Source organism: Streptomyces sp. CY-1 (assembly GCF_047218265.1).
In the GTDB taxonomy this organism is placed as follows: Bacteria; Actinomycetota; Actinomycetes; order Streptomycetales; family Streptomycetaceae; genus Streptomyces; species Streptomyces niphimycinicus.
The window spans coordinates 492792-518562 of the sequence record NZ_CP178393.1; the positions used below are offsets into that span (position 1 = coordinate 492792).

Consider the following 25771-nt stretch of genomic DNA (forward strand, 5'->3'; position numbering starts at 1 on the left):
GGGCACATGCCCCAAGGGTGAGGGGCCGGTCGATGCCGGCCCCTCACGGTCAGTCAATCCGCGGGTTCAGTCGCGCGCGAGCAGTTCGAGCGTGTCGATGACGCGGTTCGAGAAGCCCCACTCGTTGTCGTACCAGGCCACCACCTTGATGTACTTGCCCTCGACGCGGGTGAGGGCGGCGTCGAAGATCGACGATGCCGGGCGGCGTGTGATGTCGCTGGAGACGAGCGGCTCGTCGGAGTACTCCAGGATGCCCTTGAGCTTGCCGTCGGCGGCGGCGCGGTAGGCCGCGAGCACCTCGTCGCGGCTGACCTCCCGTGAGACCGCGGTGTTCAGCTCCACGATCGAACCCACCGGGACCGGCACCCGGATCGAGTCGCCCGACAGCTTGCCGTCGAGGTTCGGCAGCACCAGGCCGATGGCCTTGGCGGCCCCGGTGGTGGTGGGCACGATGTTCACCCCGGCGGCGCGGGCGCGGCGCAGATCGCGGTGGGGGCCGTCCTGGAGGTTCTGCTCCTGGGTGTAGGCGTGCACCGTGGTCATGAAGCCGTGCTCGATACCGGCCAGGTCGTCCAGTACGGACGCCAGCGGAGCCAGGGCGTTCGTGGTGCACGAGGCGTTCGAGACGATCACGTGCTCGGCCGGGTTGTAGGCATCGGTGTTCACGCCGTAGGCGAGCGTGACATCGGCGCCGGCGGACGGGGCGCTCACCAGCACACGTCGGGCACCGGCACGCAGGTGTGCGCGGGCGGCGTCCGCCGAGGTGAAGCGGCCGGTGGATTCGAGGACGAGGCCCACGCCGAGTTCGGCCCACGGCAAGTTGGCGGGCTCGCGCTCGGCGAGCACCTTGATGCGGCGGCCGTCGACCACGAGGTCGGTCCCGTCGACCTCGACGGAGCGGCCGAGGGGGCCGAGCGCGCTGTCGTACTTGAGCAGGTGCGCGAGGGACTCGGGGGCGGTGAGGTCGTTGACGGCGACCACTTCGAGGTCGCTGTCGCGCTCGAGCAGGGCGCGGAGGGTGTTGCGTCCGATGCGGCCGAATCCATTGACGGCGATGCGGGTCATGGAGGTTCCTTTCGTTCCTCCCCCATCGTCGGCATCCGGATACCGGGCCGACAGCGGCCCGAACGCCACCGTACGCAAGGATCCCGCCAGCCCGCACGCAAGGATCCCGCCTGCCCTCGGTATGCGGGCACGCCGCTCGGGAAGCTCAGGCCGAGAAGGTGTGGCGGTACTCCGTCGGGGAGGTGCCGAGAATGCGGTGGAAGTGCAGACGCAGGTTCGCGCCGGTGCCGAGGCCGACTCGGTCGGCGATCTGCTCCACGCCCAGATCCGTGCGTTCGAGCAGCTCGCGCGCCAGGTCCACCCGCGCCCTGAGCACCCACTGCATCGGCGTGTAGCCGGTGTCCTCCACGAACCGCCGCGAGAAGGTGCGCGCCGACACCCGTGCGTTGCGGGCGAGCGCTTCGAGGGTCAGCGGTTCGGCGAGGTGCGCCAGGGCCCACTCCCGGGTGCCCGCGAATACGTCGCCGAGCGGCTCGGGCACACTCCGGGGGACGTACTGCGCCTGTCCCCCGCTGCGATAGGGCGCCGCCACCAGCCGTCTGGCCACATGGTTGGAGAGCCCGACGCCGTGGTCGCGCCGCACCAGGTGCAGGCACAGGTCGATGCCGGACGCCGCGCCCGCCGAGGTGAGCACCTCGCCCTCGTCCACGAACAGCACGTTCTCGTCCACCCGCACCAGCGGATGTCGCTCGGCGAGAGCCTTGGTGTAGTGCCAGTGGGTCGTCGCCCGCTTGCCGTCGAGCAGGCCCGTCGCGGCCAGCGCGAACGCCCCGGTGGAGATGGCCGCGAGACGGGTCCCGCGCTCGTGGGCGGCCATGAGCGCGCTGACGACCGCGGCCGGCGGTTCGGTGGTCGCCGGTTCCCGATAGCCGGGGATGAAGACGGTGTCGGCGTGCTCGAACGCGTCCAGCCCCTCGGCCACGTGGTACGAGAGGCCGTCGCCGCCGGTCACCAGTCCGGGCGCGGCACCGCACACCCGTACCTCGTAGGGCATGCTCGGCCGGTTGGAGAACACCTGCGCGGGGATGCCGACGTCGAGTGGCTTGGCGCCTTCGAGTACGAGCACCGCGACATGGTGGTTCTTCCGGCTCATCGGACTCCTTCGGCTCTCCCGCGATCGAACGGGCCTGCGCTCACACCCGTGACCTCGATGACGACTACCGCGAACATCCTGCCACTGGCCGCCCGGGCAGCTCGCCGTCCAGCACCCAACTGAGGTCGTGCTCGGTGTGTTCCCGCGACCGGGCGCTGAGCTGGTCGCCGATCCACATCTTGGTGTGCCGTGGCACCCGCGGATGCGCGACAAGTGCTTCCAGGTCCTGGCGGGTTGCCGCGTACGACCGGCGGACCGCGCAGCTCACCAGCCCCAGCGCGTACCGCTCGGGAAAGACCACGTGGTCGGTGTCGTGCTCCGGGCCGGGCTCCTTGAGGTGCTCCCACAGCGTCCGGTACACGGCCGGAGAACCGTGGTCGAAGATGCTGTCCATCGCGCCACGGAGCGCCTTGGCGAGGTGGTTCTCCGCGGCGCGGCCCTGCTGGGAGGCCACGGCCGCGCCGATGACGCGGATCAGCAGCTCGGCGGCGGGTGCCGCGCCGTGTGCGGCGCCGAGCCGGCGCACCAGTTGGCCGAGCCCGCTGATCAGTCCGGCGTCGGTCGGTGGGGCGAAGGCCAGGTCGAGGGCGGTGCTGAGGGCCGATGGGATGAGGGGGCCGGACTCGCAGGCGGCGTGGAGCAGGGCCTTGCGGGCGGCGTTCCGGGTACTGGCCGCCGCGTCGTCGAGACTGGGGATGTCTCCCGTGGCATCGAACACCAGCTCCGAGAGGAAGGTGTGTGCCGTGGCGTACTGGGCGGGTTCGCGCGCGGCGATGGTTCCCACCAGCCCGAGGAAGGCCGCCCGGGTCTTCTGGTCGGAGAAGGTGCCGTACCGCGGCAGGAGTTGGGTCAGATCGGGTGCGGGGAGAGTGCCGGCCGACACGGAGCACTCCCAGAGCGTGAGTGCCTGGCGCTGCCGCTTTCCGCTGTGGCCCTCGGCGATTTCGTCCGCGATCAGCCCGGTGAGGGCCGGGGCCGAGGCGCGTAGCGCCCCCAGCACCCGCTCATGGGCGAGGGGCGGCAGCGGGCCGGTGCCCTTCTTGGCCCGGCCGGTGGTGAGGGCCTCCAGGAGCACGGTGTCGGCGTCCATGAGCCCCAGGTTCACCAGCAGGCCGATGTGGCGCTCGGTGTGCGCACCGGAGTCCGTGACGGCCCGGTGGAGGGAGCGGCGGACGAGGTTCCGGGCGCCCGCGGGAGCGGTCGTCGCCTTCTCGATCCTGCTCACCGCGGTGGGATGGCCGCCGAGCGCGGCCGGCAGGAGGAGCGTCGCCAGGCCGTCCCGGGACAGCCACAGATCGGAGTCGGCATCCCAGCCGGAGTGTTCCAGGACCTGCCGGACGCGGTGCGGGGGAACGTCGCGGTGGGCGAGGATCCGGCGGGCGACCAGCGCTCGCCGCTGCGGGGGCGGGACCGGCTGGTTCTCGGGGCAGGGCAGGGCCCTCAGCATGACCGCGAGCCGGTGTACCAGGCTCTGCGCGGCGGCGCAGTCGGCGCTGAGCAACTGGGGGAAGACCATCCGGTGTTGCAGTGCGTGGAGCGCTCCTTGCCCGGTGATGTCCAGACAGCGGTCGAGGGTGGCGTCGATGGCCCAGTGGCCGGGCGGCAGCGTGGCCAGGATCGCTGTGGCGGCGATGAGTCCGGCGTTGCCCGCGGTGTCGTGGTCGTCCGCCTCGAGCAGCGCCACGGCATGGTCGAGGCGGTGCGTCCAGGGGTGAGTGCCGGGGGCCGGACCGCCGTCGGCACCGTGAGCGCCTCCGGCGGGAAGTCCGTGGCGGCCGAGGTGTCCTTGGTCGCCGGGGAGTCCGTGGTCGTGGGTCCACGACGCGGCCAGCACCCTTGCCAGGGCCGATTGGAAGAGCCCGACGTCGTACGACTTCGGCGCGATGCGCACACGCTGGAGACGCTCCTGAACGGCGGTGGCCCACTCCGGCGAACCCAGTGTCTCCCAGTGCCGGGCCCATAGGGTCATGACGCCGGATGCCAGCTCCGCCAGCCCTCGGGCCAGGGCGAAGTCGAGCATCTCCAGGAGGCCCTTCCGCGCGGATGCCACATCGATATGTGACGTCAGCACGAGCAGCCGAGGCAGGATCTCGATGCCCGCGCCGCCCGTACGGCGCCCCGTCAGCTCCCGTACGCAGCCCCAGTCGGCCAGCGCGGCATGGACGGTGAGCGAGTTCTGGGCGGCCAGCCGTTCCAGCGCTTCGAGTACGGCCTCCTGAAGGCTGGGCTCCTTCCTCTCCCACAGCCCGCGAAGCCGTGGCAGGAGGGCGTCGACGTCCGTGTCACGTACGGTCGGGGCCAGGACCGCGTACCGTCGGGCGACGCCGTGCGGCGCCGTCGCGAGCAGCGGCTCGACGGACACGCCCATGGCCGGATTCCGCGCCGCGACGGCCACGGCGACGGTGTGCAGGATGACGGCATCCCCGTGCGCCGCCATCCGCATCAGGGTGTCCCGTACCGGGCCGCGATACCTTTCGGACCCGGCGGCGAGCATGAGGAGCTGTTCGAGGATCGCTCCGACGAAGAAGTCACGGGGATGGGACCCGACCCACTCGCACAGCGACAGCAGCGCTCCCGCCCCGGTGCGGTGCAGCAGGCCACGCGCCGCCGCGTACTCGAACATGGTCTGGTGGAAGAAGTGGATACCGTCCGAGGCTCCCCTGGCCAGCACACCCCGGTCGATCAGCAGCTCCAGCGACGACCGGACGCGGGCCGGTTCGTACGGCCGCGAGGGGCGCGGGCCACCGTGCGCCGAGGTGAGCCGCTCGATCAGCTCCTCGCGTGACAGCTCGGTCCGGCCGGCCGACATCAGCACGACGGCGATCGCGCCGGTGAGCGAGGAGAGGTCCTCCGGCGCCGTGGCGCTCTGGTTGCCGTGATGGCGGCGGTCGGTGACGACCCGGTGGTCCCAGTAGCGGCGGTAGAGGCCGGTGGCGTCGATCTCGGCGCTGGGGAACGCCCCGTCGTCCCGGGCGAGTTCGAACAGCAGCCGCAACTGGAGGGGGCTTCTGCACACCTCGCGCACCGGCAGGCCACGCGCGACGGGCTCCATCAGCCTCCGTACCCGTGCCTCGTCGTCCCGGGGGACGGCGTCGGGGCAGTAGAGCGCGGCGTGTCCACGGATGGCGTGGGGAATCTCGCTGTCGTCGTACGGCCCCAGCAACATCCGGATAAACCCGGTGCGCAGCCGGTTCGCCTCCTCCGGCCGCGAGGTCAGCACCAGGCGGACAGCGGCGGCGGCGAGATCCTCGCACAGATCGAGCAGCGCCATCTCGTGGTGGTCGTCGTGCAGCAGCAGATCGGCGGTGTCCAGGAGCACGACCGGTGTACGCCCCCGCGTCCGGGCGTGCGTCGCCCCGGACACCACGGTCGCGGGGGTCAGCATGGGCGTTCCGGGGGCCCCGCTCAGGGGGCGCAGCAGCCAGGCGGCGTTCACCAGGAAGACCTCGGCGTCCTCCAGGGCGGTGAGATCCCGGGCGAGGCCCCACAACAGACTGCTCTTGCCGTTCCCGGCGTCCCCGGTGACCAGGACCGCCTTCGGATCACCGTCGTAGAGGGCCTCCACCACCCGGTCCTGGACGGCGCGCCGTACGTAGAGTCCGCCGCTGAGCTGCGGCGGGGAGTCGGTGCCGCTCTCCGGGCGGGGGGAGTCCACGAGGTCCAGGTCGTCCGAGAACCTCCGTGCCCAGCGCAGGAGTTGGCGGTGTGCGGCCGGGCCGGTGTCGTCCGGTGCGGTTCCCGTATCCGGATGCGGGAACGGGGCAGAGGGCGGAGCAGGGGGCGGGGCCGACGGCCCGTCCGGGAATCGTTCCGGTGCCGGGTCCATGGGGGTTTCCGGCCCGGGTGGGGCCTGGCCGCCGCCGGGCGGCAGTTCACGCAGGACGGAGAAGGCGAAGGCCGCGGCGTGGCGCGCCGCGCGGGACTGCCAGCCCTCGGCATCCGCGTCGTACTTCTCCCCGTCGGCCCGGTCGCTGATGCCACGGACGATCAGCGCGGGCAGCGCCGCGTTGAGATGGGCGGCCTGCGCCACGCCCGCGCCCTCCATCTCGATGGCGGCGGCGTCCTGGTAGTTCCGGCGCAGTTGCCGTCTCAGCGGCGAGTTCGCCGAGTTGAGGACGACCTCCCCGGCGGCCACGGGCTTGAGGTGGACGGCCGGACGGGAGGCGCCGGGCGAACGTTCCGGCAGCAGCCCGGTCCAGGCACCGGACCTGCGGGCGAAGCGAGCGAGCTGGTCGAGTTCCTGGCGCACCGGCCAGACCCTCGGGCGGGAGTGGAACTCGCCGTCCTCGTCCTTGCCACCGTGGTACGCGTACACATGCGTGGCCACGACGACGTCCCCGAGCTCGATATCACCCTTGAGCGCCCCGGCCACCCCGACGAATGCCACGGCGCGGGGGCGGAACATCGCGATCGCCCGCTCGGTCAGCACGGCCGCGCCCTGATTGCCGTCGCCGAGTTCGGCGAGCGCCACCCGCCACGGCGTACCGTCGAGCCGTCCCACTTCGAACAGAGTGCCGCTCGGGTGGAGTCGCGGCCGCGGATCGACCAGATGTGCCCGAACCGCCTCGTACTCCACGTCCAGTGCGGTCAGCACGACAAGCGAGTCGCTGTGCTGCCCGGTGCTCTCCACGTTTCCCCCCGGCCACGGTCGACCCTGGTGCGGCCCGCGGGCGAAATGCTACCGTCCGCCGGACTCCCGGGGGTTGCGACCAGCGGAGGCGATGAACCGCGACGGGAGTGCGAGTCGCCGGACGCGCCTGGGGTCCGGCCGGTACCGCGGGGCGGCCGCGGATGCTTGGATGCGCGGTATGGATCTGTCCCGTACGGGCGCTTCCGCCCCGAGGCCGACGGCTGTGCCTCCCTTCGACCCCGAACTGAGCGCCGCGCTGGAGTCCTTGGGCAATGGGCCAAGAGAGCCGGTCACGCCCGGGAATCTCGCGGCGCGGCAAGAGCGGGACGCCGCGACCCGGCCCAGACCGACCGCCGAGGACCTCCGGGCCGATGGCCGTTTCGAGGTGGCGGAGCTGACCGTTCCAGGGCTGCGGGACGGCCCCGATGTCACGCTGGTGAGCGTGCGGCCCGCCGGGCGGGAAGGGCCGCTGCCGCTGCTGTACTACATGCACGGCGGCGCGATGATCATGGGCAACGCATGGTCGGTGCTGCCGCGGATCCTTCACGAGTGGGCCCTTCCGCTGGACATGGCCGTCATCTCGGTCGAGTACCGGCTGGCGCCGCGGACGCGATACCCCGGACCGCTGGAGGACTGCTACGCGGGACTTCTCTGGGCCACCGGGCACGCGGCCGAACTGGGCATCGACGCGGACCGCGTCATCGTCGGCGGGAAGAGCGCCGGCGGCGGGCTCGCCGCGGCCCTCGCCCTGCTGGTCCGTGACCGCGGCGGGCCCGGCATCCTGGGGCAGTTGCTGCTGTGCCCGATGCTCGACGACCGCGGGCGCACGTTCTCCAGCCACCAGATGTCGGGCCTCGGGATGTGGGATCTCATCTCCCATGAGACCGCCTGGAAAGCACTGCTGGGTGACGGCTACGGCGCGGCGGACCTGCCGCCCTACGCGGCGCCTGCCCGCGCCACGGACCTATCCGGTCTCCCTCCGGCGTTCATCGACGTCGGCTCGGCGGAGATGTTCCGCGATGAGGACGTGGCGTACGCGAACGCGATCTGGCAGTCCGGTGGCCAGGCCGAACTGCATGTATGGCCCGGCGCCTACCACGGTTTCGACGGCTTGGCGCCGAAGGCGGCCATCAGCAAAGACGCGCGTGATGCCCGGACCCGCTGGCTGAGGCGCCTCCTCGCGCACTCCAGGAGCACAGTGCCGGGGGTCTGAGGAAGCCCCGGGCCCAGGGGGCAAAAGCAGTGGACATCGCATACCCCTGCGGTGAATGGTGACGGTATGAACCAGGAGGAGATCTGGGACGTCGACGCCGCCCAGCGCTATGACACGCCCGGCACGGGGATGTTCGCGCCCGAGATCTTGGAGCCGGCCGTGAACCGCCTGACTGAGCTCGCAGGCGGCGGAGCAGCGCTCGAATTCGCCATCGGCACCGGCCGGGTGGGCGTCCCGCTCGCCGAACGAGGGGTCCCGGTCACCGGGATCGAGCTGTCGCTTCCGATGATCCGTCAACTGCGCACCAGGGCAGACGAAGCGACGATCCCCGTGATCGTGGGCGACATGGCGACTTCCGTGGCTCCCGGGGAGTACACACTCGTCTATCTCGTCTACAACACCATCTCCAACCTGCTCACCCAAGCCGAGCAGGTGGAGTGTTTCCGCAACGCCGCCCGCCATCTCAGGCCCGGTGGCAGGTTCGTGATCGAACTCTGGGTGCCCGAACTGCGCAAGCTCCCGCCGGGCCAGACGGCCACCGTCTGGCAAGCCGAGCACGGCTACATCGGGTTGGACACCTACGACGTACTGCACCAGCACGTCGTCTCGCACCACTTCCGGTTCGACGACGGCAAGCAGGCACGGCTGACCCGCAGCCCGCACCGGTACATCTGGCCGGCCGAACTCGACCTCATGGCTCAGCTCGCCGGATTCGAGCTGGAGACCAGGCACGCGGACTGGTCCGGCGGCGAATTCACCGCCGAGTCGCGCTCCCATGTCTCCGTCTACCGCATCCCGCCGAACTGAGCGTGGGGAACGGGCGCGGCCGTTCGCCGCGTCGTGCGGTGCTACGCGTTCGTGGATGGGCTCGTGGACGGGTTGGTGGAGTCGGCCAGGGACTCCAGGGCGGGCAGCGCGGTGTACAGCGCCCGCTGCTCCTCGGGGCTCAGCTTCTCGATCCGCGCGGCGAGCCGGGCGGCGGTCTCGTGGCGCACGGTGTGGAGGAGTTGCCGACCGGGGTCGGTGAGGGCGATCAGACTGGCGCGGCGGTCCTCGGGGTCGGGGGTGCGCTCGATCCAGCCGGAGGCGTCGAGCAGATCGACCATGCGGGACGTGGTCGGCAGGGCGATGCCCAGCCGGGTCGCGAGGGCGCTGATGCGCATCGGGCCGTGGGTGTCGAGCGCTCCCAGGGCCGCCTGGCGGCTGGGGGTGAGATCGCCGTGCTCGCCCCGGGTGCCCCGCAGGCCGGGGAGCAGATGCTGGAGGGCGGTACGGAGCCGTTCGGCCAGCTCCCCCGATTCCGGAACGGTGGGGCCTGGGGCGGTGGGGCCCGGGGCCACGGCACCCGGTGTGGCGGTACCCGGGGTGTTGGCGCCTGGAGTGGCAGGGCCCGGGGCGGTGGGGCCCGGGGCGGTGGGGTCGAGTGCGGTCATCTCGGCTCCTCGGGTGGTGGTCCCGGTCCTCCGCCGAATGACGACGGAGGTGGTGACGGAGGCGGGGGCGATGGCGATGGCCCGGGCTTAGGCGGGGGCGCCTGCCGGGACGCGGTGACCGGTTGGCGGGAAGTGTCCTCGACGTTCTCGCCACCCGCGGGGTCCGCCGTGCCCTTGACACCCGCGGTGCCGACCCGGGCGGCGGCCACCCCCACCGGGACAGCCGGCTTCGGCCCGCTCTTGTGCACATACCGCCCGCCGCGCAGCAGCGATGCCACGGCGGCCACCAGACAGGCCGCGATGGCGAAGTCGAACGCGGCGGACAGGCCCTGGGAGAACGGCGGGGAGATCAACGCCGGGAAGAAGCCGCGCCCGGTGAGATACGCGGCGTGGTGGGCCGGCAGATGGTCGAGCACCTGCGGTCCGAGCACCAGGTTGTACATCCGCACCCGGCCGTACATGTCCCCCAGCCGCCCGAAGCTCACCACGAGCACGGCGGTGACCACCATGTAGCTCATGATCAGCCACAGCAGCAGGCTGGTGTTCCCGGGACGCAGCGGATCCACGCCGATGCCGCGGAAGATGTCCGGGAGCGCGATCAGCATGATCGAGATGTTGATCGTCGCGATGAGGACGCCCAGCGTGGTGTTGGACAGCGCGATCCACTTGTACCGCGGCCCCGGGCCGCCATCGCCGTAGGACGGCAGGGCCCCCTCGGCTCCGGCCCTGCGCCGCTCGGTCGTCCAACCCACCGAGCATCACTCCCGTCGGGAGTTGGTTGCTTGACATCAACCAAGCTAATCCCGATTGCCCGTTCGCCAAGTGGGGTCGGGCTGAGCACGTAGCGGCCTGCCCAGGCGGCGAGCACGGTGGCTGCGAATCGCGTGTCGGCCGGGTCGATCTGTGTGGTGACACCGGTCGTGGCGGGGGGGGCGGCCGATCCTTAGAAGGTCCGGAACACTCCATCCTCATCGACGGATTCGGCGAACTCCTCGAAGTACATGTTCGAGATCGACAGGTTGTTCTCGATCCCCCACAGTTCCGTGGCGATGACTCGAATGGAGCGCCCGCGTACTTCCCACAGGTCCATGACGAGGAGCGGCATCTCCTCCGAGGCCATGGCTTCACCGTCGGCCAGAACGAGGAGCGGATGCTCGTAGTCGGCTGGGAGCAGACCGATCGCCTCCTGAGGGGTCATGCCCGTGAACCGGCGATCGTCGACGGGTTCGACATGCGCCAGGAACCCGTCCTCGTTCGGTGAGGCCAGGACCGCGTCAAGACGCTCCCAGGCGGCGTCACTGGAGAAGTCCGTCCGCACCAACAGCACATTCGCGCCGTGAGGAAGCTGATTCACATGAGAACACTACTGTTCGGTTGAACGGCTCCGCTGCTCGGCCGAGCGTCCCGCTCCGGCCGAGAGCGGCGAGAGCGGGCGGGGACCGGCGCAGCCTCCACGCCTCCGGCCCCCGACCACGGCACATAGTCCTCCTTCGTCGAGCCGAGGCCGTGCAGAAAGACGGCGGGGCCAGGTCGCCGGGGCTGACGACGGCTCCGCCCACGCCGACCGGGACGTCGAACTGGCCTGGCTGCTCCTTGCCGGTGCCGACCATCGTGATGTGGCGCGCGAACACCGGAAGGTTCAGCGCGGCCAGTTCGCTCGTACCCACTTTTTTGTGGGTACTTGGCAGCGACGGACGGCGGGGCGAATCTTGTTGCGGGCGGTCGGAGGGCCGCCGGATCGGATGAGACGGAGGGAAGCGTTGCGTCAGGGGCCCGACTGGGCCTCGGCCAGCTTCTCCAGGCGGCGGTGGCCCCAATCGGACAGGGGAGCCAGCGCCTCGGAGAGGTCGCGGCCGAACGCGGTCAGGGAGTACACGGTCTTCAGCGGCAGCACATCGTGCACATCCCGGTGCACCAGCCCGTCCGTCTCCATCTCACGGAGCGCCTGAGTCAGAACCTTCTCGCTGAGGCCCGGCAGCCGCCGACGCAGCTCGCCGGGGCGATGCGGTCCGGACTCCAGTGCCCAGAGCAGGGCCGTCTTCCACTTGCCGTCGATCACGGCGATCGCGGCGGTCACTCCGCAGACATTCGTGTCCTGAGCACGACTGCGTGTCATCTTCGCTCGATTTCCTTTGAGTTATTACTTACGCGTATATCCGTATGGGAGTTGAAGTTTCATGTCTACACACCCCGAACAGTCTGCCGTCACCGTGCTCGGTCTGGGGCCGATGGGCCGCGCCCTGGCCGGTGCGTTCCTGGACGCCGGGCTGCGGACCACGGTCTGGAACCGGACGCCGGGCAGGGACCGGGAGCTGATCGAGCGCGGGGCGGTCGGCGCGCGATCGGCCGAACAGGCCGTCGCCGCAAGCGAGTTGACCCTGGTCTGCGTGGTGAACTACGACGCGTCGGACGCGATCCTGCGGCGCGACGAGGTCGCCGAGGCGCTCAAGGAACGCACCGTGGTGAACCTGACCGCGGACACTCCGGACCGGGCCCGGGACACCTCGGACTGGGCGGCCGGGCGCGGCATCCGGTATCTCGATGGTGCGATCATGACGCCGACCACCACCATCGGAACGCCTGCCGCGGTGTTCATCCACAGCGGCCCGGCTGAGCTCTACCAGGAGCACCGGCCCGTACTGGACACGCTGGGCGGTACCCATACCCACCTCGGCGAGGAGATCGGCCGGGCGGCGGCCTACGACATCGCGCTGCTCGACATCTTCTGGACGGCGATGGCGGGCTATGCGCACGCCCTGGCGGTGGCGCGGGCGGAGGGGGTCGGCGCCCGGGAGCTGGCGCCCTTCGCCAAGGGCATCGGCGCGATCCTCCCGCCGCTCTTCGAGCAGGCCGCGGAGGAAGTGGACCGCGGCACCTTCTCCGGTGAAGGCAACCCGATCACCTCGGCGGTCTCGTCGATGGCCCATATCGTGCACACCTCCGAGGGCCATGGCATCGACGCGGGTGTGATGCGCGCGGCCGAGGGCATGGCCCGCCGTGCCATCGGGCTGGGCCATGGTACGGACGGGTTCATCCGCGTCGCCGAGGTGCTGGGCCGCAGCGTTAGTTGAAGGGGGTCTGGTGCAGCCTCCGTGTGTGCGAGATCCTCGTCCACCCGAGGGGGACTTCAGCAAACGGAGGCTATGAACATGTCGATATCCAGCGCCGCGGAACTGTCCTTACCAGCAGCAGGCACCTACGTCATCGATCCGGCCGCTTCGACCGTGCGCTTCACCACGCGCGCCTTGGGGCTGCTCCCGGTCCATGGGACGTTCGGCATCAGGCAGGGCCGGATCACCATCGCCGAGACACCGGAAGCGTCGTCGGTGGACGTCGAGATGGACGCGGCCAGCTTCGCGTCCGGCGTTCAGCGGCGCGACGACCACGTCAGGTCGTCCGACTTCCTGGACGTGGAGCGACACCCCACGATCCAGTTCCGGGGCCAGAGCCTGGCTCAATCCGCCCAAGGCGCCTCATTGCGAGGGGAGTTGACGGTCTGCGGAGTGACCAAGCCGGTAGTCGTCGCGATCGGCAGCATGGTCGGCGAGGGCAAGCGCATCACCGCCAACGGCACCGCCACCATCGACCGATACGCCTTCGGTGTCAGCAAGGCCAAAGGTATGGCGGCTCGCCGCCTGAAGATCACCTTGGATATCGTCGCCGACCGCTGAGCACATCGATCCGGCCCGGGCACATCATTCCGCCCCTTACAGGTCGACCTCGATGTAGTCGATGTCGGTGAACTCCACCAGCAGGCCCTGGGCGCGGCGGCCGCGGTCCTTGAAGTAGATCTCCTGGAGGCCCTCGGCGGCGATGTCGAGGAGTTGCTGTTCGGCGGCGCCCTGTTCCTGGGCGTCGAAGAGGCGGGCGGCGTACTGCGGCGGCAGCGCCTGGGTGATGTGGCGCAGCCGGGCGTCGTCGGTGGTGCCGGGGGCGGCGGTGTAGCCGAAGCGGGCGCGGGTGTCGAGGATGAGGCCGCCGGTGGTGGCGGCCTGTTGCTTGGCCCTGGCGCGGATCTGCGGCTGCCACCGCTTTCTCACCTCGCGGTCCATGCGGGTGGCGAGGGGCTTGCGGGGGCGCTTGAGCTGGTCCTTGACGTAGCGCTCGACGGTGCGCTGGGAGATGCCGAGCAGGTCGGCCACCGGCCGGGTGCCCTTGAGCTGCCTGACCAGATAGCGCATCTGCGCACCGGCCGACTTGGGGACGGGGCGGGTGAAGGTGCCTTCCACCGCCTTGTCCAGGCTCTCCGCGAGCTTGCCCATCGTCTCTACTCTCCGTTGTCCGGGGCGGTGACGTGGCCGTCCTTGATGTACCGGGCGAGGTTGAGGTCGTCGCCGTGCTCCTCGCGCACGCCCTCGGCCCACAGGGTGGTCTGGGTGCCTTCGTGTTTGACCATCCCCGGACTCACTCCGATCCGGAAGCCGCCCGGCAGCGGTTTGCCGTCCTTGTGGGGCAGGAAGTCCAGCGGGCCGGGCCCGTCGGAGGGGTAGACGGCGCAGTCGGAGAGGACCGCCACCGGGTACTGGCCGGTGGCGGTCGCCGTCTTGAGCATCTTGCGGTGCATATTGACCCGCGCCTTGGAGATGACCGCGGCGCGGATGTCGGGCCGCCAGGTCGGGCGCTGGAGCGCGGGCCAGGGCTGGCCGGGGCGCCAGCCACCGCCACGGGGGCGTTCGCGCAGCTTGCCGATGCCGCCCTTGACGGTCGCCTTGATCGCGGAGAGGACGATCGCCATCTGCGGATCGGCCCGCCGGTGGCCGTCCATCGCGGTCAGGAACTCCTCCGGTCCCATGCCGGTGGTGACCCCCAGGTCGGCCATCGTGGCGATATAGGCGTCCCGTAGCCGGGAGTACCAGGCGTCCAGGTAGCGCCCGTTGTCCGGGCGGAGGTACGCCTCGATGGGGGCGACGCCGTAACCGAGTTCGACGGCGTAGGCGACCGTCGGCGTGGCGTACCAGGCGGGCCCCGCCGGCCGCTCCCCGGTCGGGGTGAAGGGGCTCGGCAGGCGCGGATCCAGTGCGACGTGGGAGAGATCCACCAGCCATGAGCCGGGCATCTTCGGGTCGAACGGCGGCCGCTTGGCGTGTACGGGCTCGCCGAGGCCGAAGACGGTGCCGTTGGCCGCCGCGGCGAAGGCCATGTTGACGTCGATGCCGACCACGAAGCGCTTGGCGCACTCGTCGTCGGTGAGCGGGCGGGCCCAGTCGTATGCCTCCTCCACCAGCACCTCCTCGGGGGTGCGCTGATGGAAACGCGACAGGTGTGCCAGGAGTGGGTGACCGTCCGGGGCCTCGGGCGGCGCGCACCGCACCGGCTGGGTGCCCAGCGAGCCGGGGTTGTGCTCGCTGTGCCGCCGGCCGCCGCTGTCCGGCTCACCGGCGCGGGTGGGCGGGTGCAGAGCGGTCATCAGCTCCAGGCCGGTGACGGCGGTGGAGCCGCAGGGGGTCATGACGCGGTCGGCGTAGGTGCCCAGCAGATGCACCAGATCGGCGGGCGGCAACTGCGCGGCCTCGCCCCAGGAGCGCGTATCGAGGGCGTCCCAGCCCAGGACGCAGAGCTGGACGCAGGCGCGTCGCGAGCCCTCGGCAGGACGGTAGATCCGGGCCCACGGGCCGAGCCCACGCCGGGTGAGCCGCCAGTCGGCCCGCTCCAGTTCCTTGAGGACCTTATGGCCCTCGGGCAGCCTTCCGGCCCGCCGCTCCTCGTCGGTCAGCCGGGCCGGGAGGCCGAAGCGCACCGCGGCGGCGTCGGTGAGGACCAGAACCGGGTCGGCGTCCCTGCCGTTGCGGTTCAGCCGCGGTGCGCCCAGCCGCGCCTCGGTCAGACTCCACTCCACCAGAGACGGGAGGGACTTGGCCGGGATGTCCAGGACCAGGCCGCCGGGGCAGTACGCCCAGACCTGGCCGTCCACGACATCCACGACCGCCAGCGGGCCGTTGGCGAAGCGCGGGTCCACGCCGGAGGTGGCGGCGGCGGTCCCGGCCGGCTCCGTCGCGTCCGGGCGCCGGGGTGTGGACGGCCGGGGCGGGCGGGCCCGCTGCGCCGGGGCCGGGGCGAGTCGCCGGGTGGTGTTCCGCGTGACGGTCGCCCCGGGCCGCTGAGGGCTCCGCTCGGGGGAATGACCCTGGCCCGGGGGCGGGGTCCGCGTCGGCGCGGGCTGGGCGGAAGAGGACGGCTCGGGGACGGTGGGGGCCGCTGTCTCCGATGCCTCCTCGGCGGGGGCGGGGAAGCGGGCGGCCAGGCCCTTCAGGAGCCGGGCGTAGGCGGCGCGCTTCGGCTGCCGCGGCTCGGTCCTGCCGGATTCCCAGTTGCCCACCGCTTCCCGGCGGATGTCCAGCGCCTTGGCGATCCCGGCCTGGCTCAGCCCCGCGGCCTCGCGCAGCCTCTTGCGCTCCGCGGGTGCCGGCAGCTCGTCCTGGGCGACCTGCTCCAGCAGCGCGTCGACAGCGCTGAACAACTCGTCCTCAGCGGGCACAGGGCTCACCTCCGGGCAAACCCTATCCCCATCGCTCTCCGTAACGCACACTTCATCGCACGCTCAATCACTCCTGTCGCGAACGCGGTGGGAGTGCGGAGCCGAGGCGACGACGAGCTGATTAATCGTCAACACACTTGGGGTACTTCGAACCTCGGTTGCAGTCGTGATAGTCGTACTTACTGACGCGGAACTTCTTCTCGTCGCCACCCTTGGCCGGATCGACGACCAAGTAGAACTTCTTTCCGTCCTTGACCTTGTCGGAGACCGTCCCATCAGGGCCTCGGTCGAAATCCTGCGCGCAGCCGGCGAGCGAGGCAAAAGCGGTCATTACCAAAAGGGCGGCGGCAAGGCGACGCATAGGAGTGCTCCGATCAACTTGGGGACCGGCACAGTCTAAGAGAGAGACACCATCGCCAGAACCGCCGGGGACGCCCCCACCCAGCAACAACGGCCCGCCCGGCATAAGCACCGAAGAAGCACCAGAAAACACCCCCATCCCCTCCACCAAAACACCACACCACATGTCCGGTCTACTCGCGTCGATAGCACGAGGGGCCGCGAGGAGGTGAACGGGCGGCATGCGTGGTACGCCTCTCCAGGGACACAGGTTCCAAAAAGTTCGATATCCCTTCCACTGGCCGCTCGGTGACCGTCAGTCCCTTTTCGGCTCACGTTTCTTGTACGAGCAGTCCGCTCCCGTCCAACGGATTGGCAGCGGCGCGGGACCCTGCCGCCGTTACGCGTTGGTGACAGTGCGGACAGACCCGTAACGGCGCGAGGGGACAACTCATGCGCCGGGTGGCGGGTCGTAGCAACCGGGAAATCAACCCGCGGCACTTCAGCCGACAGCACCGACATCACACGAACGGGGAACCAATGAGTCACCTCAAGCGCGCCTTGGCCATCGCGGCAGTGACCGGCGCCGGCACGGTCGCCCTCATGGCCGCCGCGCCCGGGGCCTCCGCGGCCGCCTCGCGCGTCGCGTACAACGGCGCCTGCGGCTCCGGCTATACGGTCGTCAACTCCACCGAGGTCGGGGACAAGGGCACCGCGTATCTCACCTACAGCTCCGCCACGGGCAAGAACTGCCTGGTCGCGATCCGGAACGTGGCCGGAGAGCCGGTTCCGATGTCCATCTACCTCTCGCGGAGCGACACGGAGATCCACGACATCTACGACAGCGGCAACTACCGCTCCTACGCGGGACCGATCTACGTGAGCGCACGAGGCACCTGTGTGGACTGGTGGGGCTGGATCGACGGTGTGCGCTTCGAGAAGGCCGAGACCAACTGCGGCTGACACCCACCGTCCGCGCCCCGCAGCCCGGTGCCCCGTACGCGATGGCGTGCGGGGCACCGCTCCGCGACCGGGCGGTATGGGCTATGCCGTCACCTTGGCGAGGAACGCGGCCACGTTCGCCGCGGTCCGCTGGATCTTCTCCTCCAGGGTGAGCGACTCCTGGGGCCGTGAGCCGGCGCCCGCGTCCTTCTTGCCCCGCACATACAGCGAGCAGGCGAGGTCGCTGCATATGTAGGCGCCGACCGAGTTGCCCTGCTGCCTCGCCTTCCCCGCCTTCGGCGCGACCATCAGGGAGACGCCGCCCGTGTGGGCGGTCAGACACATCGAGCACATGCTGCGCCGCGCCTGCCAGGAGGCGGGGCCGGGACAGCGCAGCGCGACGGCGATCGGGCGGGCGTCCAGTTCGGTGACCAGGTAGGCGCGGTCGGGCGCCTGAGGATCTCGCCAGCCGAGGTAGTCCAGGTCACCCCAGGGCCGGTCGGCCAGGTCGCGCGGGACGGACAGGCGCTTCGTCTCGCCCTTGGTGCAGTTCACGAACGCGGCACGGATCTCTTGCTCACTCAGCGGCTTCATATAACGCAGGCTAATTTGCCTAAAGGCGTTAGGCAAATGCATAATCGCTTCTGTCGAAGGAGAGGAAGGGCATGGGACGGGTAGGACTGACCACGGAACGGCTGACCCAGGCGGGAGCGGAGCTGGCCGACGAGCTCGGCTTCGACCAGGTGACCGTCTCGGAGCTGGCCAGACGGTTCGACGTCAAGGTCGCGAGTCTCTACTCGCACCTGAAGAACGGCCAGGACCTCAAGACCAGGATCGCCCTGCTCGCTCTGGAGGAGCTCGCCGACCGGGCCGCCGAGGCCCTGGCCGGGCGGGCCGGAAAGGACGCCCTGACCGCCTTCGCCAACGTCTACCGTGACTACGCCCGCGAGCATCCCGGCCGCTACGCCGCGGCCCAGTTCAGGCTCGACCCGGAGGCGGCGGCCGCCAGCGCCGGTGGCCGGCACTCACAGATGACGCGGGCGATCCTGCGCGGCTACGACCTGACCGAGCCGGACCAGACGCACGCGGTCCGGCTGCTGGGCAGCGTCTTCCACGGCTACGTCAGCCTCGAGTTGGCGGGCGGATTCAGCCACAGCGCCCCCGACAGCGAGGAAAGCTGGTCGCGGACCCTGGACGCCCTCGACGCCCTGCTGCGGAACTGGCCCGCGCCCTGACTCAGGGGCGCGGCGGCATGCCGGATGCGATCAGCCTCGCGGCACATCGGCACATCAGCACATCGGCCCAACCGATCCATCCGTCCGCTCGCCCCCACATCCATCCATCCATCCACATATCTGTGATCAACAGGCTGGAACCATGCACACCACCGAGCACGACTGGATCACCACACCCATCACCGCGGACATCCTGCGGGGCGCCCTCGACCTGGAGCACACGGCGCACGGGGTGCTGCCGCACCGGCTGCCCGCCTGGGCCCGTGCCCAGAACACCGACGGGCAACTCGCCATGGCGGAGGCCCAGCCCTCCGGCGTACGGCTGGTCTTCCGGACCCGGGCCACCGCCGTCGAACTGGACACGCTGCCCACCAAGCGGGTCTACACGGGCGCCCCGCCCCGTCCGGACGGCGTGTACGACCTGCTCGTCGACGGCCGCTTGGCCGGGCAGTCCTCGGTGAGCGGCGGCAACACGCTGGCCATCGACCTGGCCACCGGGAGCGCCGAGAGCCACCCCGGCCCGGTCGGCACCCTCCGCTTCACCGAGCTGCCCGACGGCGTCAAGACCGTCGAGATCTGGCTGCCGCACAACGAGACCACCGAACTCGTCGCGCTGCGCACCGACGCCCCCATCGAGCCCGTACCGGACCAGGGCCGCAAGGTGTGGCTCCACCACGGCAGTTCGATCAGCCACGGCTCCAACGCCGCGAGCCCCACCGGCATCTGGCCCGCGCTCGCCGCCTCCCTCGGCGGCGTGGAACTGATCAACCTGGGCCTCGGCGGCAGCGCCCTGCTCGACCCGTTCACCGCCCGCGCGATGCGGGACACCCCGGCCGACCTGATCAGCATCAAGATCGGCATCAACCTGGTCAACGCCGACCTGATGCGGTTGCGCGCCTTCACTCCGGCGGTGCACGGCTTCCTCGACACGATCCGCGAGGGGCATCCCACCACGCCACTGCTGGTCGTCTCCGCCATCCTGTGCCCCATCCACGAGGACACGCCCGGCCCCGCGGCCTTCGACGTCACCGCGCTCAGCGCCGGGAAGCTGCGGTTCCAGGCCACCGGCGACCCCGCCGAACGCGCCGCGGGGAAGCTGACGCTGCGCGTCATCCGGGAGGAGCTGTCCCGGATCGTGAAGCAGCGGGCGGCCGACGACCCCCACCTCCACTACCTCGACGGCCTCGACCTCTACGGCGAGACCGATGCCGACGAGCTGCCGCTGCCCGACGAGCTGCACCCGGACGCCGCCACTCACCGCCGTATCGGGGAACGGTTCGCGGCGCTGGCCTTCGCCGCCGATGGTCCGTTCGCGGACCACAGCGCCTGACGCCGGGCTCCGGCAGGGCCCGACGCCGCATTCCGTCCAGTACGGCGCCGGGTTCCGGCCGGTGCAATGGCCAGGTCCGGCCGGTCCGGACGGGCAGTGCGCCCCCGCGCCACCGGGAAGCCAGGCCCTACGCTGGTGGCCGTGCACATCTGCTTTGTATGCAGCGGGAACATCTGCCGGTCGCCGTCCGCCGCGCTGGTCTTCGCCGAGCATCTGCGCCGGGCCGGACTCGACGGCGCGGTACGGGTCAGCAGCGCCGGCATCGGCCCCTGGCACGCCGGTGAGCCCATCGATGAACGGGCCGGTGAACTGCTGGCACGGCACGGCTACCCGGTCGAGCATGTCGCGGCCCAGATCGGCGCCGAGCACAGCGACGCCGACCTGTTCCTGGCGATGGACCACGGCCATGCGAAGGCGCTGCGCCGACGGGTCGACGATCCGTCCCGGGTCAGGGTGCTGCGGTCCTTCGACCCGGCCGCGACCGGTGATCTGGACGTGCCCGACCCGTATTACGGCGGCCCGGAGGGGTTCGACGAGGTGCTGACCATGATCGAAGCCGCGATGCCCGGCCTGCTGACCTGGGTGCGCGAGCGCCTCGGCCCATGAGTGCCCGTCCGGCGGCCGGGACCGGCGAGGACCCCGGCGCCGCGGCGGCCCGCCTCACCGGCCGCCCGGTGACCGGTCGGCGCCCGCTGTCCGCAACGCTCACCGAAGTCACCCTCGACGGCGGGCAGACGGTGATGGTCAAACGCGGCGACGGTCCCGGCGCGGCACCGGCCGAAGCGGCGGGGCTGCGCTGGCTGGCCGACACGGGCACGGTCCGCGTCCCGGTGGTGCACGGCCACGACCGGGACTGGCTGGTCACCGACCAGGTGCCGATCGGCCGACCAGGCACCCGGGCAGCGGCCCGATTCGGCCGCGACCTGGCCGTCCTGCACGCCGTCGGCGCGCCCGCGTTCGGCGCCCCGCCACCGGACGGCCCCACGGACGCGTACATCGGGCCGGCCCCGATGCGCAACGTCCCGGGCTCCGACTGGCCGCGCTGGTACGCCGAACACCGGGTGCTGCCCTATCTGCGCCGGGCCGTCGACGACGGCACGGTGCGCCACGGCGAGGCCGAGGTCATCGAGCGCGCGTGCGAGCGGCTGCCCGAGCTGGCCGGACCCGCCGAGCCACCCGCCCGGCTGCATGGCGACCTGTGGAACGGCAATGTCCTGTGGGGCGCCGACGGGCAAGCGTGGCTCATCGACCCGGCCGCGCACGGTGGCCACCGGGAGACCGATCTGGCGATGCTCCACCTGTTCGGCTGCCCGCATCTCGATCAGGTGCTGGACGGCTACCAGGACGTGGCGCCGCTCGCCGAGGGCTGGGCCGACCGCATCGGACTGCACCAGCTCTTCCCCCTGCTGGTGCACACGGTGCTGTTCGGCCGCGGCTACGCCGGGCAGGCACTCACGGTGGCCCGGGCGGCCTTGGCTCAGTGACCTGCGCGATTCCGCATAGCGGCTGAAGGAGGGACGGGAAAGCACAAGATCCGTTCCTAGGAGGCGCGCGGGCCACCGTCACCGGAATCTCACGCCCCGCACCAGAAACCGATGCGCCTGATGGCCCGTCTTGAGGTGCGGAAGGCAACGGATGGAAAGCCATGGTGGAGCAGGTGGACGACGGTGCGGCGTCGCCAGTGCGGGCGGGACGCCGGGTGGCGCGGTGGGCTCGTGGCGGGTCGGCCTGGACGCGGGGGCGAGTGCTCGCCGTATTGGCTGTGCTGTCGGCCGGGCTGCTGGCGTTCCACCGAGTGGTGCCCAACTCCACAGGGCACCTGGGCAGTTTGCTGGAAGCGTTTCTGCCGTGGCTCGGCCTGGTGGTCGTGGTGCTGCTCGGCCTGGCGCTGCTGCGCCGTTCGGCCATCGCGCTGGTGGCCCTGCTCCTGCCGGTCGCGGCCTGGGCGTACCTCTTCGGCGGGCTCCTCCTGCCCGGGGCAAAGCCCGGCCCGCACGACCTGGTCGTGGTGCAGCACAACGTCAGCGATGAGAACACCGACCCGGCGGGTACGGCCCGTGCCCTGGCCGACGCCGGGCCCGATCTCATCGCGCTGGAGGAGCTGGTGCCCAGGGCGCTGCCGGTCTACGAGAAGACCCTCGCCCCGGACTACCCGTACCACGCCGTCCGGGGCACCGTCGGACTCTGGTCGAGGCATCGGCTCACCGACGCCCGGCCGTTGGACATCAAACCCCAAGGGATCACCGAGGCATGGAGTCGTGGGCTGCGGACCGTGGTCCATACGCCGCGGGGCGAGATCGCGGCGTACGTCGCGCATCTGCCGTCGGTCCGCGTACGGGCGAGTGGCCTCGCGTCCTCCTGGCGTGACGAGAGCGCCGGCCTGCTGGGCAAGGCCATCGCCGCCGAGAAGCGGGATCGGCTGATCCTGCTGGGCGACCTCAATGGCACGGTCGACGACCGTGGGCTGTCCCCGCTGACCTCACGGCTGAACGTCGCGGAGCGGGGTTTCGCCTTCAGCTTCCCCGCGGGCTTTCCGCTGGCCCGGATCGACCAGGTCATGGCCCGTTCGGCGGCTGTCGGCCACATTCGCACCCTGCCCGCCACCGGCAGCGACCATCTGCCGATCGCCGCCCGGATCGCGCTGGGTTGAAGCCGCCCGTCGAGCTGTGACAGCCGAGGGGATGACGGCGGCCGGGCGCCTCCTCGGGAGCGGTCCCAGGACCCGCGGGTTGGAAATGCCGCGCAGGAATCCCCGAAACAGGAGGTCCAACTGATGGGTATCGGCATGCGCTGGACGACCGCGACGGCCACCGCGACCATGACTCTGGCGGGCACACTGGGACTCGGCCTGATGACGCCGGTGGCGCAGGCCGCCGCCCACGGGCCCTGCTACGACGGGCGGTGCACGACCACCGTGTCAAGGCCCACGAACATCACGGTCGACAGCCACCGGTTCGGCTTCGGGAAGCTGCGGATCACCCACATCAGCTCCCGGTCCGTGAAGATGTCGGCCACCACTACGGGTGGCGCGCGCCTGAGCGGCAGCACCAGTCCGGGCGGCACCATCAGGCTCAACAGCCTGAGCATCTGGGTACGGTCGGTCAGCGGCCACAAGGCCAAGCTCGTCCTGACACGCGCGTCCGGATACGCGCGTCCGGATACGCGCGTCCGGAATTCTCGTCCAACCACGATCACCTTCCGGTGATGCGGGTGGTGAGGCGGGTCAGCAGGGGCACACAGTCGCGCAGCCGCCGCTGTTCATCGGGGCTGAGCGCGTCGCTGATGGCGGCGTCCAGCCAAGTGGCGCGCTGCGCGCGCTCTTGCCGGAGTCGAGCGCGGCCGGTGTCGGTGATGTCCAGCAGGAGCTTGCGGCCGTCGCTGGGATGAGGTTCGGTGCGCACCAGACCGGCGCCGAGCAGCTCCTTGACGGACTTGGCGGCCGACTGGTGGGTCACGCCGCGCCGGTGCGCGAGGTCGGCCGTGGTCTGCGGGCCGCCGCGGTCGAGGTGGCCGAGGATGGCGGCTTCACCGGAGGGCATGGTGTCGGCGGCCCGCACGGCACGGACGAGTTCCCCGATGGCCTGCCGCAGGTCTTCAGCCAGCGCGTCATCTTCCATGGCCCCACTCTACCCATGTCATGAATCTGAGTTGTACAACTTCGTTGTACAGTTAAATTGCACAACCAGATTGTACAGTTTCGGGAAGGGATCAAGGGACCCCATGCGACTCACCAAGTTCGGCCACGCCTGCGTCCGCGTCGAGAAGGACGACCGCCGCCTGGTCGTGGACCCGGGCGGCCTCACCGAACCGCATGCGCTGGACGGCGCGGACGCGGTCCTGGTCACCCACGAACACTTCGACCACTTCTCCGAGGAGGCGCTCCGCAAGGCCGCGGCGAACAACCCGGCCCTGCGCATCTGGACCAACACGCCCGTTGCCAGGCAGTTGGACAGCCTCGGCACCCGGGTCACCGCCGTCGGCGAGGGCGAGAACTTCACCGCGGGCGGTTTCGATGTGAAGGTCTACGGCACCTGGCACGCGGCCATCCACCCCGACATCCCGCCCATCGGCAACATCGGCTTCCTCATCGACGACGCCCTCTTCCACCCCGGAGACGCGCTCACCGTCCCGGACGCCACCGTCGACACCCTACTGCTGCCCGTACACGGCCCCTGGTCCACCACCGGCCGGCTCATCGACTACGTACGAGAGGTGGCCCCGCAGGACGCCTACGCCATCCACGACGGCGCCCTCAACGACGTCGGCACCGCCATGGTCGGCGGGTTCCTGGGCGACAACGGCCCCGGCATCGGGGCCCGCTACCACCGGCTGGCCGCGGGCAACTCCATCGACATCGGCTGACGCCGAGCCCCCCGCCCTCAGCCCGGCGATGCCGCGGGCGGCGCGCTGGTGAGCCGCACACGAAGCTCCATCGGAATCGATCGGGGTTCGGTGTCGCCATCGGCGGCCATCAAGGATTCCAGTCGGCGGGCTGCCTGCCTGTCCAGTTCGTCCCGGGCCATCGTGGCCGTGGTGAGTCGGCGCGAACTGGGCAGGTCGTCAACGGAGATGTCATCGCAGCCGATCACCGAGAGGTCTTCGGGGATCCGCAGGCCCGACTCCGCCAACGCCGCCATCGCACCGAATGCCACCACGACTGCTGGCCGCCGGCGCTCAGCGGATCCGCCAGTACCACGCGGGCCTGGCCTCGCCGCCCGACTCCAGGCGCTGCGCGCGGCCAACGCGCAGGAGGGAACTTGCGATGGTCGCAGGCTCCTCAGGCGGGGCCTCCGCCCGGCTTCTACCCCCCGCTGGTGCGTCATCCGGTGCAGGTGACGAATATGCGGGACACGTACACCGACCATGTGGCCACGCACACGCTGGCGTTGGTCCTGGCTCTGGCCCGGCAACTCCCCCACTATGTGCGCGAGCAGACCGCCGCCAACTGGGCACCGGACTGGCCGGACGGCGGGGTCCTTCCCCTCGGTGAGGCGCGTGCGCTCGTCGTCGGTACGGGTGCGGTCGGCGCCGAGACGGGGCGGCCGCTCGCAGCGTTCGGAACCCCCGTGGAGGGCGTCGATGCCCGGATCACCGAGGCGCCGCCGGGTTTCGACCGGGTTCTGCCCGCCGACCTCCTGGATCGCGTCCTTCCTGAGGCGGACATCGTGATCCTGACCCTTCCGCACACTCCGCGGGCGGAAGGGCTGATGGACGCCGACCGTATCGCGTTGCTCAAACAGGGAGCCTGCCTCATCAACGTCGGCCGCGGTCCCATCGTCCGGCTGGACGATCTGGTCACGGCCTTGGACTCGGGGCATCCGCGGGGCGCCGCCCTCGACGTCATGGAGCAGGAGCCGCTGCCGCCGGACCACCCCCTGTGGCGTCACCCCAGAGCGCTGCTCACCCCCCACGTCGCGGGGGCCGGACCGCACGCCGCGGAGCGCCGCTTCGAGGTGCTCGCCCAGAACGCGCGGCGGTTCGCCGCCGGGCAGCCGTTGATCAACGTGGTGGACAAGTCGCAATGGTTCCGAAGGGCATCGACTGACAGCCCGTCCACCGTGCGCTGATGAGGTCAGCGCTTGAGCGAGGTCGACATCGGCCTCGCCGCCTCGCCGTGCGGCAACTCGAACTACGGCGAGGTCGCCCTGTACGGGGTCACGGTGAAGCACACCTGAGCACCGTGCCATGCGGCCGCGGTCAGCAGGAGGATGCCGGCTTCCTACTGGCCGCGGCCCCCGTTCCGGCCGTGCACCTGATGTGGGACCCGTCTTTCAGCGGGGTCCCACACGCATACCCCCACCCCATGTGACGGACGTCACTGTATGCGCGAACCTTGTCTTCAGGTCATCATATGACCCGATCGCCGCCCAGGCCGGAGGCCGATTGCGCCTTCGGACAGCACAGCACAGGACGGCGGCGCTCCCCATAAGCACGGCACACAGGACGAGGAGGGGCATGAGCGACCAGGACAGGCCGGCACAGCCGCGCGTGGGCGTGGTGGGGCTCGGGGCCATGG

Annotated in this window: 26 protein-coding genes and 1 pseudogene; 12 read left to right on the forward strand and 15 right to left on the reverse strand. The window is 70.9% G+C overall.

The window, feature by feature from the left end; all coding sequences use genetic code 11:
- Nucleotides 1–66 precede the first annotated feature (66 nt).
- From gap to ACK1X7_RS02310, 3 genes are all read right to left on the reverse strand, one after another.
- A complete protein-coding gene (gene gap, locus ACK1X7_RS02300; RefSeq protein WP_385157195.1) occupies nucleotides 67–1065 on the reverse strand; it encodes a type I glyceraldehyde-3-phosphate dehydrogenase in 999 nt (332 codons plus the stop codon).
- Nucleotides 1066–1210: 145 nt separating this feature from the next.
- Nucleotides 1211–2158: a GlxA family transcriptional regulator gene (locus ACK1X7_RS02305; RefSeq protein ID WP_361510264.1), complete on the reverse strand. Its 948-nt coding sequence runs from the start codon at nucleotides 2156–2158 to the stop codon at nucleotides 1211–1213.
- A gap of 64 nt (nucleotides 2159–2222) precedes the next feature.
- Entirely contained in the window at nucleotides 2223–6788 is a 4566-nt protein-coding gene (locus ACK1X7_RS02310; RefSeq protein ID WP_413114573.1) for a hypothetical protein, read from the reverse strand.
- 169 nt (nucleotides 6789–6957) lie between these two features.
- Between ACK1X7_RS02310 and ACK1X7_RS02315 the strand changes: the two genes are divergently transcribed.
- Both ACK1X7_RS02315 and ACK1X7_RS02320 read left to right on the forward strand, forming a co-directional pair.
- On the forward strand, nucleotides 6958–8001 hold the full coding sequence (locus ACK1X7_RS02315; protein WP_390794295.1) for an alpha/beta hydrolase: 1044 nt from the start codon (nucleotides 6958–6960) through the stop codon (nucleotides 7999–8001).
- Between the two features lie 66 nt (nucleotides 8002–8067).
- A complete protein-coding gene (locus ACK1X7_RS02320; protein WP_385151155.1) occupies nucleotides 8068–8808 on the forward strand; it encodes a class I SAM-dependent methyltransferase in 741 nt (246 codons plus the stop codon).
- A 41-nt stretch (nucleotides 8809–8849) separates the two neighbouring features.
- Here the strand turns inward: ACK1X7_RS02320 and ACK1X7_RS02325 are convergent, their stop codons facing one another.
- From ACK1X7_RS02325 to ACK1X7_RS02345, 5 genes and pseudogenes are all read right to left on the reverse strand, one after another.
- Nucleotides 8850–9434, reverse strand: coding sequence for a MarR family winged helix-turn-helix transcriptional regulator (locus ACK1X7_RS02325; RefSeq protein ID WP_390794296.1), 585 nt, complete (start codon nucleotides 9432–9434; stop codon nucleotides 8850–8852).
- Nucleotides 9435–9868: 434 nt separating this feature from the next.
- Nucleotides 9869–10039, reverse strand: a pseudogene (locus ACK1X7_RS02330) (MFS transporter); the annotation flags it as partial.
- Between the two features lie 338 nt (nucleotides 10040–10377).
- Nucleotides 10378–10788, reverse strand: a complete 411-nt coding sequence (locus tag ACK1X7_RS02335; protein ID WP_413114574.1) for a DUF6924 domain-containing protein — start codon at nucleotides 10786–10788, stop codon at nucleotides 10378–10380.
- Nucleotides 10730–11101, reverse strand: coding sequence for a hypothetical protein (locus tag ACK1X7_RS02340; protein ID WP_398159247.1), 372 nt, complete (start codon nucleotides 11099–11101; stop codon nucleotides 10730–10732). The genes ACK1X7_RS02335 and ACK1X7_RS02340 overlap by 59 nt, the downstream gene beginning before the upstream one ends.
- Before the next feature lie 98 nt (nucleotides 11102–11199).
- Nucleotides 11200–11550 (reverse strand): winged helix-turn-helix transcriptional regulator, encoded by a 351-nt coding sequence (locus ACK1X7_RS02345; protein ID WP_216340756.1) that lies wholly within the window; start codon nucleotides 11548–11550, stop codon nucleotides 11200–11202.
- A gap of 61 nt (nucleotides 11551–11611) precedes the next feature.
- Between ACK1X7_RS02345 and ACK1X7_RS02350 the strand changes: the two genes are divergently transcribed.
- Nucleotides 11612–12505, forward strand: coding sequence for an NAD(P)-dependent oxidoreductase (locus ACK1X7_RS02350; RefSeq protein WP_413114575.1), 894 nt, complete (start codon nucleotides 11612–11614; stop codon nucleotides 12503–12505).
- A 72-nt stretch (nucleotides 12506–12577) separates the two neighbouring features.
- A complete protein-coding gene (locus tag ACK1X7_RS02355) occupies nucleotides 12578–13105 on the forward strand; it encodes a YceI family protein (RefSeq protein ID WP_385151142.1) in 528 nt (175 codons plus the stop codon).
- A gap of 36 nt (nucleotides 13106–13141) precedes the next feature.
- Here ACK1X7_RS02355 and tpg read toward each other — a convergent pair whose 3' ends face one another.
- The 3 genes from tpg to ACK1X7_RS02370 form a co-directional block, all read right to left on the reverse strand.
- Entirely contained in the window at nucleotides 13142–13696 is a 555-nt protein-coding gene (gene tpg, locus ACK1X7_RS02360; RefSeq protein ID WP_385151139.1) for a telomere-protecting terminal protein Tpg, read from the reverse strand.
- Nucleotides 13697–13701: 5 nt separating this feature from the next.
- Nucleotides 13702–15909, reverse strand: coding sequence for a telomere-associated protein Tap (tap, locus tag ACK1X7_RS02365; protein WP_413114576.1), 2208 nt, complete (start codon nucleotides 15907–15909; stop codon nucleotides 13702–13704).
- Between the two features lie 121 nt (nucleotides 15910–16030).
- A complete protein-coding gene (locus ACK1X7_RS02370; RefSeq protein ID WP_014057972.1) occupies nucleotides 16031–16270 on the reverse strand; it encodes a hypothetical protein in 240 nt (79 codons plus the stop codon).
- Nucleotides 16271–16788: 518 nt separating this feature from the next.
- Between ACK1X7_RS02370 and ACK1X7_RS02375 the strand changes: the two genes are divergently transcribed.
- The gene (locus tag ACK1X7_RS02375) at nucleotides 16789–17211 is read left to right on the forward strand and encodes a spore-associated protein A (protein ID WP_385151133.1); all 423 of its coding nucleotides are present in this window, start codon (nucleotides 16789–16791) and stop codon (nucleotides 17209–17211) included.
- An 81-nt stretch (nucleotides 17212–17292) separates the two neighbouring features.
- Here ACK1X7_RS02375 and ACK1X7_RS02380 read toward each other — a convergent pair whose 3' ends face one another.
- On the reverse strand, nucleotides 17293–17784 hold the full coding sequence (locus ACK1X7_RS02380) for an FBP domain-containing protein (protein ID WP_385151130.1): 492 nt from the start codon (nucleotides 17782–17784) through the stop codon (nucleotides 17293–17295).
- Nucleotides 17785–17855: 71 nt separating this feature from the next.
- Here ACK1X7_RS02380 and ACK1X7_RS02385 point away from each other — a divergent pair, with 71 nt between their 5' ends.
- The 5 genes from ACK1X7_RS02385 (at nucleotide 17856) to ACK1X7_RS02405 (ending at nucleotide 22405) form a co-directional block, all read left to right on the forward strand.
- On the forward strand, nucleotides 17856–18425 hold the full coding sequence (locus tag ACK1X7_RS02385; protein WP_385151127.1) for a TetR/AcrR family transcriptional regulator: 570 nt from the start codon (nucleotides 17856–17858) through the stop codon (nucleotides 18423–18425).
- Nucleotides 18426–18567: 142 nt separating this feature from the next.
- A complete protein-coding gene (locus ACK1X7_RS02390) occupies nucleotides 18568–19755 on the forward strand; it encodes a GDSL-type esterase/lipase family protein (RefSeq protein ID WP_385151124.1) in 1188 nt (395 codons plus the stop codon).
- A gap of 141 nt (nucleotides 19756–19896) precedes the next feature.
- Nucleotides 19897–20361, forward strand: a complete 465-nt coding sequence (locus ACK1X7_RS02395; RefSeq protein ID WP_385151121.1) for a low molecular weight protein-tyrosine-phosphatase — start codon at nucleotides 19897–19899, stop codon at nucleotides 20359–20361.
- Nucleotides 20358–21239 (forward strand): fructosamine kinase family protein, encoded by an 882-nt coding sequence (locus tag ACK1X7_RS02400; RefSeq protein ID WP_398159249.1) that lies wholly within the window; start codon nucleotides 20358–20360, stop codon nucleotides 21237–21239. Before ACK1X7_RS02395 ends, ACK1X7_RS02400 begins: the two co-directional genes overlap by 4 nt.
- 161 nt (nucleotides 21240–21400) lie before the next feature.
- Nucleotides 21401–22405, forward strand: coding sequence for an endonuclease/exonuclease/phosphatase family protein (locus ACK1X7_RS02405; protein ID WP_390794305.1), 1005 nt, complete (start codon nucleotides 21401–21403; stop codon nucleotides 22403–22405).
- Between the two features lie 239 nt (nucleotides 22406–22644).
- Here ACK1X7_RS02405 and ACK1X7_RS02410 read toward each other — a convergent pair whose 3' ends face one another.
- Nucleotides 22645–22842 carry a hypothetical protein gene (locus ACK1X7_RS02410; protein ID WP_413114577.1) on the reverse strand — a complete coding sequence of 66 codons (198 nt, stop codon included), beginning with the start codon at nucleotides 22840–22842 and terminating at the stop codon, nucleotides 22645–22647.
- A 104-nt stretch (nucleotides 22843–22946) separates the two neighbouring features.
- Nucleotides 22947–23372 (reverse strand): MarR family winged helix-turn-helix transcriptional regulator, encoded by a 426-nt coding sequence (locus ACK1X7_RS02415; RefSeq protein WP_385154484.1) that lies wholly within the window; start codon nucleotides 23370–23372, stop codon nucleotides 22947–22949.
- Between the two features lie 103 nt (nucleotides 23373–23475).
- Here ACK1X7_RS02415 and ACK1X7_RS02420 point away from each other — a divergent pair, with 103 nt between their 5' ends.
- The gene (locus ACK1X7_RS02420; RefSeq protein ID WP_413114578.1) at nucleotides 23476–24117 is read left to right on the forward strand and encodes an MBL fold metallo-hydrolase; all 642 of its coding nucleotides are present in this window, start codon (nucleotides 23476–23478) and stop codon (nucleotides 24115–24117) included.
- Between the two features lie 17 nt (nucleotides 24118–24134).
- On the opposite strand, the gene ACK1X7_RS02425 is transcribed toward ACK1X7_RS02420, so the two are convergent.
- Nucleotides 24135–24407, reverse strand: coding sequence for a substrate-binding domain-containing protein (locus ACK1X7_RS02425; RefSeq protein WP_390794306.1), 273 nt, complete (start codon nucleotides 24405–24407; stop codon nucleotides 24135–24137).
- A gap of 189 nt (nucleotides 24408–24596) precedes the next feature.
- Here ACK1X7_RS02425 and ACK1X7_RS02430 point away from each other — a divergent pair, with 189 nt between their 5' ends.
- Nucleotides 24597–25322 carry a D-2-hydroxyacid dehydrogenase gene (locus ACK1X7_RS02430; RefSeq protein ID WP_385154493.1) on the forward strand — a complete coding sequence of 242 codons (726 nt, stop codon included), beginning with the start codon at nucleotides 24597–24599 and terminating at the stop codon, nucleotides 25320–25322.
- Nucleotides 25323–25771: the final 449 nt, after the last annotated feature.

Coding starts and splice junctions, on each gene's coding strand:
- gap (WP_385157195.1), bottom strand. CDS start 1,065: ATGACCCGCATCGCCGTCAATGGATTCGGCCGCATCGGACGCAACACC.
- ACK1X7_RS02305 (WP_361510264.1), bottom strand. CDS start 2,158: ATGAGCCGGAAGAACCACCATGTCGCGGTGCTCGTACTCGAAGGCGCC.
- ACK1X7_RS02315 (WP_390794295.1), top strand. CDS start 6,958: ATGCGCGGTATGGATCTGTCCCGTACGGGCGCTTCCGCCCCGAGGCCG.
- ACK1X7_RS02320 (WP_385151155.1), top strand. CDS start 8,068: ATGAACCAGGAGGAGATCTGGGACGTCGACGCCGCCCAGCGCTATGAC.
- ACK1X7_RS02325 (WP_390794296.1), bottom strand. CDS start 9,434: ATGACCGCACTCGACCCCACCGCCCCGGGCCCCACCGCCCCGGGCCCT.
- ACK1X7_RS02345 (WP_216340756.1), bottom strand. CDS start 11,550: ATGACACGCAGTCGTGCTCAGGACACGAATGTCTGCGGAGTGACCGCC.
- ACK1X7_RS02350 (WP_413114575.1), top strand. CDS start 11,612: ATGTCTACACACCCCGAACAGTCTGCCGTCACCGTGCTCGGTCTGGGG.
- ACK1X7_RS02355 (WP_385151142.1), top strand. CDS start 12,578: ATGAACATGTCGATATCCAGCGCCGCGGAACTGTCCTTACCAGCAGCA.
- tpg (WP_385151139.1), bottom strand. CDS start 13,696: ATGGGCAAGCTCGCGGAGAGCCTGGACAAGGCGGTGGAAGGCACCTTC.
- ACK1X7_RS02370 (WP_014057972.1), bottom strand. CDS start 16,270: ATGCGTCGCCTTGCCGCCGCCCTTTTGGTAATGACCGCTTTTGCCTCG.
- ACK1X7_RS02375 (WP_385151133.1), top strand. CDS start 16,789: ATGAGTCACCTCAAGCGCGCCTTGGCCATCGCGGCAGTGACCGGCGCC.
- ACK1X7_RS02380 (WP_385151130.1), bottom strand. CDS start 17,784: ATGAAGCCGCTGAGTGAGCAAGAGATCCGTGCCGCGTTCGTGAACTGC.
- ACK1X7_RS02385 (WP_385151127.1), top strand. CDS start 17,856: ATGGGACGGGTAGGACTGACCACGGAACGGCTGACCCAGGCGGGAGCG.
- ACK1X7_RS02390 (WP_385151124.1), top strand. CDS start 18,568: ATGCACACCACCGAGCACGACTGGATCACCACACCCATCACCGCGGAC.
- ACK1X7_RS02400 (WP_398159249.1), top strand. CDS start 20,358: ATGAGTGCCCGTCCGGCGGCCGGGACCGGCGAGGACCCCGGCGCCGCG.
- ACK1X7_RS02405 (WP_390794305.1), top strand. CDS start 21,401: ATGGTGGAGCAGGTGGACGACGGTGCGGCGTCGCCAGTGCGGGCGGGA.
- ACK1X7_RS02410 (WP_413114577.1), bottom strand. CDS start 22,842: ATGCTCAGGCTGTTGAGCCTGATGGTGCCGCCCGGACTGGTGCTGCCG.
- ACK1X7_RS02415 (WP_385154484.1), bottom strand. CDS start 23,372: ATGGAAGATGACGCGCTGGCTGAAGACCTGCGGCAGGCCATCGGGGAA.
- ACK1X7_RS02420 (WP_413114578.1), top strand. CDS start 23,476: ATGCGACTCACCAAGTTCGGCCACGCCTGCGTCCGCGTCGAGAAGGAC.
- ACK1X7_RS02430 (WP_385154493.1), top strand. CDS start 24,597: ATGCGGGACACGTACACCGACCATGTGGCCACGCACACGCTGGCGTTG.